The sequence below is a fragment of the Pseudomonas sp. Z2-11 genome (assembly GCF_054161305.1).
In genome coordinates, this window is sequence record NZ_CP096395.1 from 5,393,989 (window position 1) to 5,407,035 (window position 13,047).

Annotated in this window: 12 protein-coding genes and 1 pseudogene; 2 read left to right on the forward strand and 11 right to left on the reverse strand. The window is 61.7% G+C overall.

Annotated features, from left to right (window positions below; genetic code table 11):
• Positions 1-165, forward strand: coding sequence for an alternative ribosome rescue factor ArfA (gene arfA, locus M1E16_RS23970; protein ID WP_030140368.1), 165 nt, complete (start codon positions 1-3; stop codon positions 163-165).
• Between the two features lie 72 nt (positions 166-237).
• Positions 238-1,560 carry a lytic murein transglycosylase gene (locus M1E16_RS23975; RefSeq protein WP_434571615.1) on the forward strand — a complete coding sequence of 441 codons (1,323 nt, stop codon included), beginning with the start codon at positions 238-240 and terminating at the stop codon, positions 1,558-1,560.
• A gap of 112 nt (positions 1,561-1,672) precedes the next feature.
• On the opposite strand, the gene M1E16_RS23980 is transcribed toward M1E16_RS23975, so the two are convergent.
• The 11 genes and pseudogenes from M1E16_RS23980 to rsfS form a co-directional block, all read right to left on the reverse strand.
• On the reverse strand, positions 1,673-2,611 hold the full coding sequence (locus M1E16_RS23980; protein ID WP_458128553.1) for a S66 peptidase family protein: 939 nt from the start codon (positions 2,609-2,611) through the stop codon (positions 1,673-1,675).
• Positions 2,612-3,605: 994 nt separating this feature from the next.
• Positions 3,606-4,628, reverse strand: coding sequence for a lipoyl synthase (gene lipA, locus M1E16_RS23985; RefSeq protein ID WP_014340371.1), 1,023 nt, complete (start codon positions 4,626-4,628; stop codon positions 3,606-3,608).
• Position 4,629: 1 nt separating this feature from the next.
• Positions 4,630-5,277 (reverse strand): lipoyl(octanoyl) transferase LipB, encoded by a 648-nt coding sequence (gene lipB, locus M1E16_RS23990; RefSeq protein WP_305498585.1) that lies wholly within the window; start codon positions 5,275-5,277, stop codon positions 4,630-4,632.
• On the reverse strand, positions 5,277-5,552 hold the full coding sequence (locus M1E16_RS23995; RefSeq protein WP_434627963.1) for a DUF493 domain-containing protein: 276 nt from the start codon (positions 5,550-5,552) through the stop codon (positions 5,277-5,279). The genes lipB and M1E16_RS23995 overlap by 1 nt, the downstream gene beginning before the upstream one ends.
• Before the next feature lie 82 nt (positions 5,553-5,634).
• Positions 5,635-6,792, reverse strand: a complete 1,158-nt coding sequence (locus M1E16_RS24000) for a D-alanyl-D-alanine carboxypeptidase family protein (protein ID WP_434571608.1) — start codon at positions 6,790-6,792, stop codon at positions 5,635-5,637.
• A gap of 169 nt (positions 6,793-6,961) precedes the next feature.
• Positions 6,962-7,988 (reverse strand): annotated as a pseudogene (locus M1E16_RS24005) (septal ring lytic transglycosylase RlpA family protein).
• Positions 7,988-8,998: a lytic murein transglycosylase B gene (gene mltB, locus M1E16_RS24010; protein WP_305498581.1), complete on the reverse strand. Its 1,011-nt coding sequence runs from the start codon at positions 8,996-8,998 to the stop codon at positions 7,988-7,990. Before mltB ends, M1E16_RS24005 begins: the two are co-directional and overlap by 1 nt.
• A 17-nt stretch (positions 8,999-9,015) precedes the next feature.
• Positions 9,016-10,119, reverse strand: coding sequence for a rod shape-determining protein RodA (gene rodA / locus M1E16_RS24015; RefSeq protein WP_305501174.1), 1,104 nt, complete (start codon positions 10,117-10,119; stop codon positions 9,016-9,018).
• Positions 10,120-10,150: 31 nt separating this feature from the next.
• The gene (mrdA, locus tag M1E16_RS24020) at positions 10,151-12,046 is read right to left on the reverse strand and encodes a penicillin-binding protein 2 (RefSeq protein ID WP_305498579.1); all 1,896 of its coding nucleotides are present in this window, start codon (positions 12,044-12,046) and stop codon (positions 10,151-10,153) included.
• Positions 12,047-12,056: 10 nt separating this feature from the next.
• The gene (gene rlmH / locus M1E16_RS24025; protein ID WP_003185785.1) at positions 12,057-12,524 is read right to left on the reverse strand and encodes a 23S rRNA (pseudouridine(1915)-N(3))-methyltransferase RlmH; all 468 of its coding nucleotides are present in this window, start codon (positions 12,522-12,524) and stop codon (positions 12,057-12,059) included.
• Positions 12,525-12,533: 9 nt separating this feature from the next.
• The gene (rsfS, locus tag M1E16_RS24030) at positions 12,534-13,028 is read right to left on the reverse strand and encodes a ribosome silencing factor (protein ID WP_434571605.1); all 495 of its coding nucleotides are present in this window, start codon (positions 13,026-13,028) and stop codon (positions 12,534-12,536) included.
• Positions 13,029-13,047: the final 19 nt, after the last annotated feature.

Genomic DNA, 13,047 nt, shown 5'->3' on the forward strand with positions numbered 1-13,047 from the left:
ATGAGCAAAAAGCCATCCAGGCATGGCCCCAACAAGGCCAAGTCCATCGTCGCCCAGCCCCTGTTCCGCAGCCGCCAGGAACGACCCGCCAAGGGCAAAGGCAGCTACCGCCGCGAAGCCTTCCAGTCTGACAACTGGGAGGCTTCTTGCTTTCTGGCAGCCTGAAACACTCGAACAAGCTCTACAGCCCCTGCCCATGTTAAGGTCAGCACTTGATTCGTTTATCTGGACCCGTGCATGCCCCTCTGCCTTTCCCGTCGTTGGCCACTGCGCCAATTGATAGCTGCCGCAAGCGTTGCGTTATTGGTCGCCTGCGCTGAAAAACCCACCGCCGCCGATGCCCAACCGCTCAAGACCCTGCCTGCCGTGACCGCACCGGCCATCGTGCCGCCCGTAGTGCCGACCGGGGAGAACCTGGATATTGCGCCGACCCAGACCTTCGCCGAATGGCAAGCCGGGTTTCGCAAGGAAGCACTGGCCGCCGGGATCCGGGCCGACCTGTTCGACCGTGCCTTCATCGGCGTCAGCCCGGACATGAGCGTGATCAAGGCGGATCGCAGCCAACCTGAATTCAGCCGGCCGGTATGGGAATACCTCGATGGCGCCTTGTCACCTTTGCGGGTGCGCAAAGGCCAGGCCTTGCTCCAGCAGCACGCCGACATCCTGCAAAGCATCGAACAGCGCTACGGCGTTGATCGCCAGGCGCTGGTAGCGGTGTGGGGCATGGAGAGCAATTTCGGCCAGTTCCAGGGGACCAAGTCAGTGATCAATTCCCTGGCCACCCTCGCCTACGAAGGACGGCGCCCGGGCTTTGCCCACGCACAACTGATTGCCGCGCTGCAAATTCTGCAACAGGGCGATATCACCCCGGAAAAAATGCTCGGCTCCTGGGCCGGCGCCATGGGCCAGACCCAGTTCATTCCAACTACCTACAACACCCATGCAGTGGATTTCGATGGCGATGGGCGTCGTGATATCTGGGGCAGCGCCACCGACGCCCTGGCCTCGACCGCGCATTACCTGCAAAGCTCCGGCTGGCAGCGCGGCCAACCATGGGGATTCGAGGTCTCGCTCGGTGAAGGCTTCGACTACACCCTGGCCGATGGCACGATTCGCAAACCCGTCTCCGAATGGGAGCGCCTGGGCGTTTCCGAATATGGCGGTTTGCCGATTGCCCCGGATGAGAAACAGCTCTCGGCTTCCCTTCTCCTGCCGGCAGGCCATCGCGGCCCGGCATTCCTGATATTCGACAACTTCCGAGCCATCCTCAAGTACAACAACTCATCGTCCTACGCCTTGGCGGTTGGGCTGTTGTCACAGCGCTTCGCCGGCGCAGGCCTGGTCTACGGCCAGTGGCCAAAGGAAGACCTTCCCCTGAGCCGCAGCGAACGTATCGAACTGCAGACCCTGCTGGGCAAGCACAACTACGATGCGGGCACGCCCGACGGCATTATCGGCGCCAACACCCGCAAGGCGATCCGCGGCGCCCAGCAGTCGTTTGGCTGGCCGGCGGATGGATATCCGACGCACAAGTTGCTGGAGGCGTTGCGTAGTCGCTGAATTGCCGCATGGCGGCTGACGCTTTCGCGAGCAGGCTCGCTCCCACAGGTGCTCATGTATTCCCTGTGGGAGCGAGCCTGCTCGCGAAGACTGACTATCAGGCAACAGCAAATTAGCGGCTGACCACCACATCCTGCTCCAGCACCAACCTCTTCTCCCCCGCATCCAGCGTCACCAGCGCGCCCATCGGCAACGTCAGGTTCGGATCACAATGCCCGCTGCGCCAGCCGGACAACACCGGAATACGCAGTGGTTCGAAGGTCTGCTTGAACAAGCGGTTCAGCGCATCGCCATCCACACCGGCGACATCCCCCAATAACACGCCTCGCAGCTTCGCCAGGGTGCCTGCCAGCCGCAATTGGGTCAGCAGACGGTCGATGCGATAGAGCGGTTCATTGACGTCCTCGACCAGCAGGATCACGCCTTCGGCATCGATTTCGTAAGGCGTGCCCATGGTCGCGGCGATCATCGACAGATTGCCGCCCAGCAGGCGCCCTTGGGCAATGCCGGGTTCCACGGTGGTCAATGGATAGGCTGCGGGATGGCTCAGTACGTCGCCCGCTTTCAATTGGCCGCGCAGCAGGCTGAAAAAGGACGTGACGGTCGGGGGCTCTTTGTCGCTCAGCAGGTCGGCGTTGAGCAACGGTCCGTGAAAGGTCACGAAACCGGCGTAACGGCTGATTGCCAGATGCAGGGCGGTGATGTCGCTGTAGCCAACGAATGGCTTGGGGTTTCGTTTTATGAGGTCAAAGTCGATGCGATCGAGCAGGCGGGGGGTGCCGTAGCCTCCGCGCAGGCAGATGATCGCGTTTACCTCTGGGTCGGCGAAGGCGGCGTGCAGGTCGTTCAGTCGTGTATCGTCGCTGCCGGCCAGGTAGCCGTCTTTTTCGTAGACGCCGGGGAAAATTCGCAGATCATGGCCCCTCGCGCGCATCCATTGGATGGCTTTTTCCGTGTCCAATGGGGCTGGGCCGGCGGGGGCGATCACGGCGATCAGGCCTTCGGGCGGGAGGGCTGGGACGGGGTGATGGGGGGTTAGGGTGTGGGCCATGGGTTTTCCGGTTTTTTGATCGTGTGAATATCCGTTTCTGCGGTAATGGCTACTTAGGGTTCCGCTCTTACAGCGGGTCACTTTTGGTAAAGCGCCAAAAGTAACCAAAAGCGCTTTGCCCCACCACTCGGCACCTCGCCTGGGCTCGGTGTGCCCTCACTCCGGCATTGCTCCGTGGGCCGCCGCGAAGGGCCATCCATGGCCCAGCGCGGCTATCCCGGCATCCATGCCGGGATGCCCACTGCGCAATGCCTGCGTTCGGCCAGCGTGGTTTAACGGGGCGCTGAGATCAGAGTCAAAAGCAGAGCAAGAGCAAGAGCAAGAGCAAGAGCGAGACATGTGCCAGTAACTATTTAGCTGAACCACCGCCATCGCGAGCAAGCTCGCTCCCACATTCGATCTTCGGCTGACGCAGATTTCACGACGTACAGAGAATCACTGTGGGAGCGAGCCTGCTCGCGAAGAGGCCAGCACATCCAACATTTTCATCGACTGACAATCCGCCATCGCGAGCAAGCCCGCTCCCACAATTGATCTTCAGCAACCACAAAATTTGCGTACAACGCAGCCCCTTGTGGGAGCGGGCTTGCCCGCGAAGGGGCCGTCACACCCAACATCTTCATTGGCTGGCACACTGCCTTCGCGAGCAGGCTCGCTCCCACAGAAGAAACGCAATCCCGACAAACCAGGTCGGCCCTAAGGCCGCCTCGCGGTGGACGTTGATTTCGGCGCCCCGTTAACCACGCTGGCTGAACGGAGGTGTTGCGTAGTGGGCACCTCGGCATGGATGCCGAGGTAGCCGCGCTGGGCCAGGGATGGCCCTTCGCGGCGGCCCACGGAGCAATGCCTGCGTTCAGGCATGCCGAGCCTAGGCGAGGCACCGAGTGGTGGGGCAAAAGCGTTTTGGTTACTTTTGCGCTTTATAAAAGTGACCCGCTGTAAGAGCGGAACCGTCAGCCGCCATTACGCAAAAAACGGATATACCCCAAAAAACTCAGGAACCCAAAAGCTCAGCCTTGACCAATTTAGCCTGCTCATCCGCATGATAAGAAGACCGCACCAACGGCCCCGAAGCAACGTTCTTGAAGCCCATCTTGTACCCCTCCTCCGCAAACCAGGCAAAGGTATCCGGATGCACAAAACGCTGCACCGGCAAATGGCTACGGGAAGGCTGCAGGTATTGGCCCAGGGTCAGCATGTCGATGTCGTGCTCACGCATGCGCTTCATGACCTCGATGACTTCCTCATCAGTCTCACCCAGGCCCAGCATCAAGCCAGACTTGGTCGGAATATGCGGCATCATCTGCTTGAAACGCTGCAGCAGGGTCAGCGACCACTGGTAGTCCGAACCCGGACGCGCAGCCTTGTACAGGCGTGGCACGGTTTCCAGGTTGTGGTTGAAGACATCCGGCGGCTCGGCGGCGGTGATTTCCAGGGCAATGTCCATGCGGCCACGGTAATCAGGCACCAGGGTTTCCAGCTGCACGTTCGGCGACAGCTTGCGAATCTCGCGGATGCAGTCGGCGAAGTGCTGGGCACCGCCGTCACGCAGGTCGTCACGGTCCACCGAGGTGATGACCACGTATTTCAGCTTCAGGTCGGCGATGGCGATGGCCAGGCTTTCCGGCTCGTTGGTATCCAATGGCTTCGGACGGCCATGGCCGACGTCGCAGAACGGGCAACGACGGGTGCAGATGTCGCCCATGATCATGAACGTTGCGGTGCCGCCGGAGAAGCACTCGCCCAGGTTCGGGCAGGAGGCTTCTTCGCAGACGCTGTGCAGCTTGTGCTTGCGCAGCAGGGCCTTGATCCGGTCGACTTCCGGAGAGACCGGGATGCGCACGCGGATCCAGTCGGGTTTCTTCGGCAGTTCGGTGGTCGGGATGATCTTGACCGGAATGCGTGCAACCTTCTCGGCGCCGCGCAGCTTGACGCCGGCCTCTACCTTGGCACGCGGGGCCGGACGTTCGGTGACGTCCAGCGTCGGGATCATGGTTTGCACTGCATCAGTAGTCATATCAGTCGATTCCGCCCGTGAGGGTCGTCTGCTCAGCATAGTCGAGGTGTTTGACGAGCTGCGCGCGCAGCCGGGCACTTACCTCGGCAAATTCAATCGATCCTGTGTGATCGCGCAGCTGGGTCATTGCCAGCCCTGCATAGCCACAGGGATTAATCCGTCTAAACGGTTCAAGATTCATGTCCACGTTCAGCGCCAGGCCATGGAACGAACAGCCATGGCGGATGCGCAAGCCGAGCGAGGCGATCTTCGCCCCGTCGACGTAGACGCCCGGTGCATCCGGCTTGGCCGCCGCGGTCACGCCGTAGCTGGCGAGCAGCTCGATCAGGCATGTTTCCATGCGGGTGACCAGCTCGCGCACGCCGAACCCCAGCTTGCGCACATCCAGCAACAGGTAGGCAACCAGTTGGCCGGGGCCATGGTAAGTCACCTGCCCGCCCCGGTCGACCTTCACCACCGGGATATCGCCCGGCAGCAGCAAGTGCTCGGCCTTGCCGGCCTGGCCCTGGGTGAACACCGGCGGGTGTTCCACCAGCCAGACTTCGTCGTCGGCGCTGGTGCCACGTTCGTTCGTGAAGCGCTGCATGGCGTGCCAGACCGGCTCGTAAGCCATGCTGCCCAGCTCGCGAAAGCCCAGCGTGCCCGGCATCACAGCACCATATGCACGAAACCGGTCGCTCGCAGCTCGCTGTTGATGTCGTAGAGCTGTTCCTGGCCGGTGGCAATGATGTGCAACTGGATGGTCGTGTATTTTCCGTTGGTACTCTGGCGCTCGGCCAGGGTGTTGTGGTCAACGGTGGCGTGTTTTTCAAGGATCGCGATGATCTTGTCCTTGAAGCCCACACCGGTATCGCCGATTACCTTGATCGGATAATCCGCGCAGGGAAATTCGATCTTTGGCGCTTTTACTTCGGAGTCTGTCATGGCGTAACGGCCTCGCAAGCCGTGATAACGAACATGGCCCCGCACCGGAAAGGAACGGGGCCATGCAGGTCAACACTCGAAATCAGTTGAACAAGCCGTAGAAGAATAGACGGATGCTATCCCACATGCGGCGGAAAATACCACCTTCCTCGACCGCGTCCAGCGCGATCAGGTCGGCGCTGTGCACCACCTTGTCGTCCAGTTTGACTTCGACCTTGCCGATCACGTCACCCTTGGCGATAGGCGCGGTCAGCTGAGGGTTCATGGTCATGCTGGCGGCAAGCTTCTTGAGCTGGCCTTTAGGCAAGGTCATGGTCAGGTCCTGCGCCAGGCCGGCTTTCACCTGGTTGCTGGTGCCTTTCCATACCTGGGCCTGGGCCAGTTCGGTGCCCTTCTGGTAGAAGGTCTGGGTTTCGAAGAAGCGGAAACCGTAGGTCAGCAGCTTCTGGGTCTCGGCGGCGCGGGCCACTTCGCTGTTGGTGCCGAACACCACGGCGATCAGGCGCATGCCGTCACGAACCGCCGAAGACACCATGCAGTAGCCAGCCTCCTCGGTGTGGCCGGTCTTCAGGCCATCGACGGTCTTGTCGCGCCACAGCAACAGGTTGCGGTTAGGCTGCTTGATGCCGTTCCAGAAGAATTCCTTCTGGGAGTAGATGGCGTAATGCGCAGGGTCTTCGTGGATGATTGCCCGGGCCAGGATCGCCATGTCGTGAGCCGAGGAATAATGCTCGGGGTTCGGCAGGCCGGTCGGGTTCATGAAATGACTGTTGGTCATGCCCAGGTCGGCGACCGTCTTGTTCATCATGTCGGCGAACGCGTCTTCGCTGCCGGCGATGTGCTCGGCCAGGGCGACGCTGGCGTCGTTGCCGGACTGGATGATGATGCCGTGCAGCAGGTCGCTGACGGTCACTTGCGAACCGACCTTGATGAACATCCGCGAACCGCCGGTGCGCCAGGCGTTTTCGCTGACGGTCACCGGATCGTTCTCACCGATCTGGCCGCGACGGATCTCCAGCGTGGCGATGTACGCGGTCATCAGCTTGGTCAGGCTGGCCGGTGGCAGGCGCTGGTCACCATTGTTCTCTACCAGCACATTGCCGCTGCTGGCATCCATGAGGACATAGGCTTTGGCAGCCAGTTGCGGAGGCGAAGGCATCATCTCGACCGCGAACGCGGCCGGAGAGAGAAGCAGCGGGACTAGCAGGCAAAGGCGTTTGGCAAAGGTGGTGATGTTCATCCGTCTCTCGAAATCGCTAATGGGACTGCCCGAAGGCAAAAACTAAACTGGCAGTTTTACAACGAGCTGCCGCGTATTTAAGTTGCTCACTCACAACCCCTGCCGGGCTTTTGTTATTCGTGGAGCCAACAACCTGACCCGCCCAAACCACGAGCGGGCCCTCAATCAATCATTCGGACGTGACCAGGCTCGGCGAGCCGAGATTGGCCAGGCGTACGCTATTCTGTACCTGCTGGACCTCACCCGGAGAACCGATCGGCCCCAGGCGCACCCGATGCAGGGTCTGCTGGTTGCGCACGATCGAGCTGATGAACACCGGCGCGCTGACCATCGAGCTCAGCTTCGACCTCAACAGTTCTGCAGCGTCCGGGTTGGCGAACGCGCCCACTTGCAGATACTGGCCAGACGCTGTTGCAGAAGCGTTTTTTTTTTGCATCGATCTGCACCGGCACCACGGCCGCGGCGTGTTGCTGCGGCGGCGGGGTCCATTGCTCGACAGTGCCGGTGGAGGCTGTCACGGTCGGCGCGGCATTTTGCGCCACTTTTGGTTCGTTGAGCATCAAAGGCGCCGGACGGCCACGCTGGGCCCACCATTCCTGCGGATCGATGCCTTCGACCTTGACCCGGGCGGTGCCGGTTTCAGCGTAACCGAGCTTTTTCGCCGCCGCATATGACAAGTCGATGATGCGATCGGAATAAAACGGCCCACGGTCGTTCACCCGCAGGATCACCGTCTTGTTGTTGTCCAGGTTGGTCACCCGTACATAACTGGGCAGCGGCAAGGTTTTATGGGCCGCACTCATGCCGTACAGGTCGTACACCTCGCCATTGGCGGTGTTCTGGCCGTGGAACTTGGTGCCGTACCAGGACGCCGTGCCCGAAGCGACGTAGCGCTTGGATTCGGCGATCGGGAAATAGGTCTTGCCCAGCACCGTATATGGATTGGCCTTGTAGGGGCCGGTGTGCAGGGTCGGTGTCGCGTCGGGAATGCGCGAGACATCGACATCCCACCACGGCGCGCCATCCTTGTGGGCCCGGTTGATGTCCAGGCCCGGTGTGGCCCGCACGACGTTGGGACTTTTCTGGGTCGGTGCGCGACTGGTCGAACAGCTCACGACCAGCAAAGACAGCGCCGCCAATGCCACCAGCTTGAGGGGCCTGGCTTTCAGGGGTTGATAGGTAGGCATTGCCCGCATTATTTGACGCCCCGTGCTTTGACCAGCTCTTCAGACAGTTGATATACGGCCATGGCGTACATCACGCTGCGGTTATAACGCGTAATCGCGTAGAAATTCTTCAGGCCCATCCAGTATTCGGGGCCCTGCTCGCCTTCCAGGCGCATCGCGGTGACCGGCATGTCGTCACGCAGCGCATCATGACTCGACCAGCCCAGCGCTCGCAACTCCCCGACGGTTTTTGTCGGCTCGATGCCCGTGGTCAGGCCTTGGTCCACCTGGTCGCCACGCACGTCCGCAAGGCTGACCACAGGCTCGCCGGCCTCCCAGCCATGCCGTTTGAAATAACTGGCAACACTGCCGATGGCATCGGTCGGGTTGGTCCAGATATTGATGTGGCCGTCGCCGTCGAAGTCCACCGCATAGGCGCGGAAACTGCTGGGCATAAATTGTGGCAAGCCCATGGCCCCGGCGTACGAGCCCTTGAGGGTCAGCGGATCGACCTGCTCTTCGCGGGCCAGCAGGAGGAATTCGCGTAGCTCCTTGCGGAAGAACTCGGCGCGCGGCGGGTAATCGAAGCCCAGGGTCGACAAGGCGTCGATCACCCGGAAATTCCCGGTGTTGCGGCCGAAGAAGGTCTCGACGCCGATAATCGATACGATGACCTGGGCCGGTACGCCATATTCCTGCTCGGCGCGGGCCAGGGCGGCTTCGTGCTGGCGCCAGAAGTCCACACCCCGGGCGATACGCGCCTCGGTGATGAACATCGGCCGGTACTCGCTCCACTGCTTGACCCGCTCGGCGGGCCGGGAAATCGCGTCGAGGATCGACTGCTTGCGCTCGGCCTCGCGAAACACCCCCATCAGTTGTTCACCGGCAAAACCGTAGTCGCGAGTCATCTCACCGACGAATTCGGCCACCTGCGGCGAGCCTTCGTACTCGCCGGCCAGGGCCTGCGGCGCACAGCCAAGGAAGCCGACCAGGCCGACCCACGGCGCATATCGCGTCGACCAGCCACGCATTGCTTGCATTGAACTCTTCACCTTATTCAAACCTGCGCGATCCACTTGCGATGCGTATGGATCGACATCAAAACCCCAAACGCTGACAGTAGCGTCACCAGCGAAGTTCCTCCGTAGCTAATGAACGGCAACGGCACTCCCACCACCGGCAGCAGGCCACTGACCATACCGATGTTGACGAAAACATAAACAAAAAACGTCATGGTCAGGCTGCCCGCCAACAACTTGCCGAACAGTGTCTGGGCCTGGGCGGTAATCACCAGCCCGCGCCCGATCAACAGCAGATAGATCAGCAACAGCACGCAAATGCCCACCAGGCCGAACTCCTCGCCCATCACGGCGATGATGAAGTCGGTGTGGCTTTCCGGCAAAAAGTCCAGGTGCGACTGGGTGCCCATCAGCCAGCCTTTGCCGAATACCCCGCCGGAACCGATGGCGGCCTTGGACTGGATAATGTTCCAGCCGGTGCCCAGCGGATCGCTTTCCGGGTCGAGGAAAGTCAGTACCCGCTGCTTCTGGTAGTCGTGCATCACGAAATACCACATGGCCACCGACACCGGCACGGCGGCGGCGATCACGCTGAGGATCCAGCGCCAGCGCAACCCGCCCATGAACAGCACGAACGCCCCCCCGGCGAGGATCAGCAGCGAGGTGCCGAGGTCCGGCTGGCGGACGATGAGAATGAACGGAATGCCGATCAGCAACAGACTGATACACACATGCTTGAGCTGCGGCGGCAAGGACCGCTTGGACAGGTACCAGGCAATGGTCGCCGGCATGATGATCTTGAGAAATTCCGAAGGCTGGAAGCGGATCACCCCGGGGATGTTGATCCAGCGGGTGGCACCCATGGCGTTGTGGCCCATGATGTCGACCACCACCAGCAAACCCACGCCGACCACGTAGGCCAGCGGCACCCAGCGCGCCATGAACCGTGGTTCGAGCTGGGCAATGACGATCATCGACACCAGGCCGATGCCGAACGAGGTGGCCTGCTTGGCCAGCAGGTCCCAGCTCTTGCCGCTGGCCGAATACAGCACGAACAGGCTGCCGGCGGCCAGCGTCAGCAACAGGATCAGCAACGGACCGTCGATGTGCATGCGCTGCAGCAAGGTGGCGCGACGGCGCATCACATCTTCGCTGGAGAGGATGCGGTCGAAATTATTCTTCACGGGCCGTAGCCTCCGCGCTGATGGGGCTTGCGAATTCGGGCTTGAGCTGGCCGTGCTCATCCAGCAGCCAGGCGTCCATGATCTGGCGCACCACCGGCGCGGCGACGCCGGAGCCGGATTCACCGTTCTCGACCATCACCGACACGACGATCTTCGGGTTCTCGGCGGGCGCGAAGCCAACGAACAAGGCGTGGTCGCGATGGCGTTCCTGGACCTTGGAGCGGTCGTACTTCTCGCCCTGCTTGATCGCTACCACCTGGGCGGTACCGCTCTTGCCGGCAATGCGGTATTGCGCACCGATGGCCGCCTTGCGCGCGGTACCCCGGGCGCCGTGCATGACCTGCTGCATGCCGTTGTTGACCTTCTGCCAGTCCGACGGGTTGCGCAGGATGATGTCCGGCATCGGGTCCGGGTCCACCGGTTTCTGGCCTTCGATGGTCTTCGCCAGGTGCGGCCGATACCATTTGCCCTTGCTCGCCACCAGCGCCGTGGCCTGGGCCAGTTGCAGGGGCGTGGCCTGCATGTAGCCCTGGCCGATCCCCAGGATCAGGGTTTCGCCGGGGAACCAGGCCTGGCGGCGAGTCGCTCGCTTCCATTCCCGGGACGGCATCAGGCCCGGGGATTCTTCGAACATGTCCAGGGAGACTTTCTGACCAAGGCCGAACTTGTTCATGTAGGACGACAGCCGATCAATCCCCAGCTTGTGGGCCAGGTCATAGAAGTAAGTGTCGTTGGACCGCATGATCGCCGCTTCCAGGTCCACGTAGCCGTCACCGGTGCGGTTCCAGTTACGGTACTTGTGGTCGTAGTTGGGCAATTGGTAATAACCCGGGTCATAGACCCGGCTCGACGCGGTCACCACTCCGGCATCCAGCCCGGCAATCGCCACGGCCGGCTTGATGGTCGAACCCGGCGGATAAAGGCCACGCAGCACGCGGTTGAACAACGGCCGGTCGATGGAATCGCGCAGCTCGGCGTAGGCCTTGAAGCTGATGCCGGTGACGAACAGGTTCGGGTCGAAACTCGGCTGGCTGACCATCGCCAGGACTTCGCCGGTGTTCGGGTCCAGCGCAACCACCGCGCCACGGCGTCCACCCAGCGCCGCTTCGGCGGCTTCCTGCAACTTGATGTCGAGGCTCAGGACGATGTCCTTGCCTGGAATCGGGTCGGTACGCTTGAGCACGCGCAGTACGCGGCCGCGAGCGTTGGTCTCGACCTCCTCGTAGCCGACCTGGCCGTGCAGCTCGGCCTCGTAGAAGCGCTCGATGCCGGTCTTGCCGATATGGTGGGTGCCGCTGTAGTTGACCGGATCGAGGGTCTTGAGCTCTTTTTCGTTGATCCGCCCCATGTAGCCGACCGAGTGGGCGAAGTGCGGCCCCTGGGGATAATGCCGCACCAACTGCGCCACCACCTCGACGCCCGGCAGGCGGAACTGGTTAACCGCGATCAGGGCGATCTGTTCTTCGGTCAGCTCGAACATGATCGGCACCGGCTCGAAGGGGCGCCGGCCCTGGCGCATGCGCTTCTCGAAGATCGCCCGGTCCTCGGGGGTCAGTTGCAGCACTTCGACGATCACGTCGAGGACTTTCTGCCAGTCACCGGACCGCTCGCGGGTCATGCTCAGGCTGAAGCTCGGCCGGTTATCGGCCACCACCACGCCATTGCGGTCGAAAATCAGCCCGCGGGTCGGCGGGATCGGCTGCACATGCACGCGGTTACTTTCCGACAGGGTCGAGTGGTACTCGTATTGGATCACCTGGAGGAAATACAGCCGCGCGATCAGCACGCCGATCAGCGTGACCACCGTAATGGCGCCGAACACGACGCGGCCCCGCACCAGGCGGGCGTCTTTTTCGTGGTCCTTGATGCGGATCGGCTGAGGCATGAGGGCAGGATTACTTGTGATAAGGGTGCCCGGACAGGACTGTCCAGGCACGATACAACTGTTCACCGATCAGGATCCGCACCAGCGGATGCGGCAACGTCAGGGGCGACAACGACCAGCGTTGATCGGCCCGGGCGCAGACTTCCGGCGCCAGCCCTTCCGGACCGCCGACCATGAAATTGACCGTGCGCGAATCCAGCCGCCAGCGATCGAGCTCCACCGCCAGTTGCTCGGTACTCCAGGGCTTGCCATGAACTTCGAGTGTGACGATGCGCTCGTTCGGCCCGACCTTGGCCAGCATGGCTTCACCTTCCTGGCGGATAAAGCGCGCCACGTCCGCGTTCTTGCCGCGGGTATTGAGCGGAATTTCCACCAGTTCCAAAGCCAGCTCGGACGGAAGACGCTTGGCATATTCATGCCAGCCTTCTTCCACCCACTTGGGCATGCGAGAACCGACGGCGATCAGGCGCAGTCGCACAGCGATCCCTTATTGCTGGTCTTTGTTGAGCTTGGTGAAGTGCTCATGGGTGTTTTCCGGGCTGTGGTGCGCGGCGCTGGCCGAACGGCTCTGCTCGGCACCGGCCCACAGGCGCTCCAGGTCATAGAACTGGCGCGCCGAGGCGGTCATCATGTGCACGATGACGTCGTCCATGTCCAGCAGGACCCAGTCGCTGTCGCCCTTGCCTTCTTCGCCCAACGGCTTGACGCCCTGGGCCTTCACCGCTTCGCGGACCTTGTCGAGCATCGCGCCGATCTGGCGGTTCGAAGTACCGGTGGCGATGATCATGTAGTCGGTGATGCTCTGCTTTTCGCGAACGTCGATCACCTGGATGTCCTGGGCCTTGACGTCTTCCAGGGCCGCCACGGCCACCTTGACCAGTTCTTCACCGACCAGCGCCACGCCGGTTGGCGCTTCTACCGGCAGCGGGGCGCTCTTGAAAGTGCCCTTGCGCTTTACTTTGTTCAGGTCTTTGTCAGTCATATAAAACTCGTTTTGCTCG

Coding starts and splice junctions, on each gene's coding strand:
- rodA (WP_305501174.1), bottom strand. CDS start 10,119: ATGCGCCGTCGCGCCACCTTGCTGCAGCGCATGCACATCGACGGTCCG.
- rsfS (WP_434571605.1), bottom strand. CDS start 13,028: ATGACTGACAAAGACCTGAACAAAGTAAAGCGCAAGGGCACTTTCAAG.
- lipB (WP_305498585.1), bottom strand. CDS start 5,277: ATGCCGGGCACGCTGGGCTTTCGCGAGCTGGGCAGCATGGCTTACGAG.
- M1E16_RS23975 (WP_434571615.1), top strand. CDS start 238: ATGCCCCTCTGCCTTTCCCGTCGTTGGCCACTGCGCCAATTGATAGCT.
- lipA (WP_014340371.1), bottom strand. CDS start 4,628: ATGACTACTGATGCAGTGCAAACCATGATCCCGACGCTGGACGTCACC.
- M1E16_RS24000 (WP_434571608.1), bottom strand. CDS start 6,792: ATGAACATCACCACCTTTGCCAAACGCCTTTGCCTGCTAGTCCCGCTG.
- M1E16_RS23995 (WP_434627963.1), bottom strand. CDS start 5,552: ATGACAGACTCCGAAGTAAAAGCGCCAAAGATCGAATTTCCCTGCGCG.
- arfA (WP_030140368.1), top strand. CDS start 1: ATGAGCAAAAAGCCATCCAGGCATGGCCCCAACAAGGCCAAGTCCATC.
- M1E16_RS23980 (WP_458128553.1), bottom strand. CDS start 2,611: ATGGCCCACACCCTAACCCCCCATCACCCCGTCCCAGCCCTCCCGCCC.
- mrdA (WP_305498579.1), bottom strand. CDS start 12,046: ATGCCTCAGCCGATCCGCATCAAGGACCACGAAAAAGACGCCCGCCTG.
- mltB (WP_305498581.1), bottom strand. CDS start 8,998: ATGCAAGCAATGCGTGGCTGGTCGACGCGATATGCGCCGTGGGTCGGC.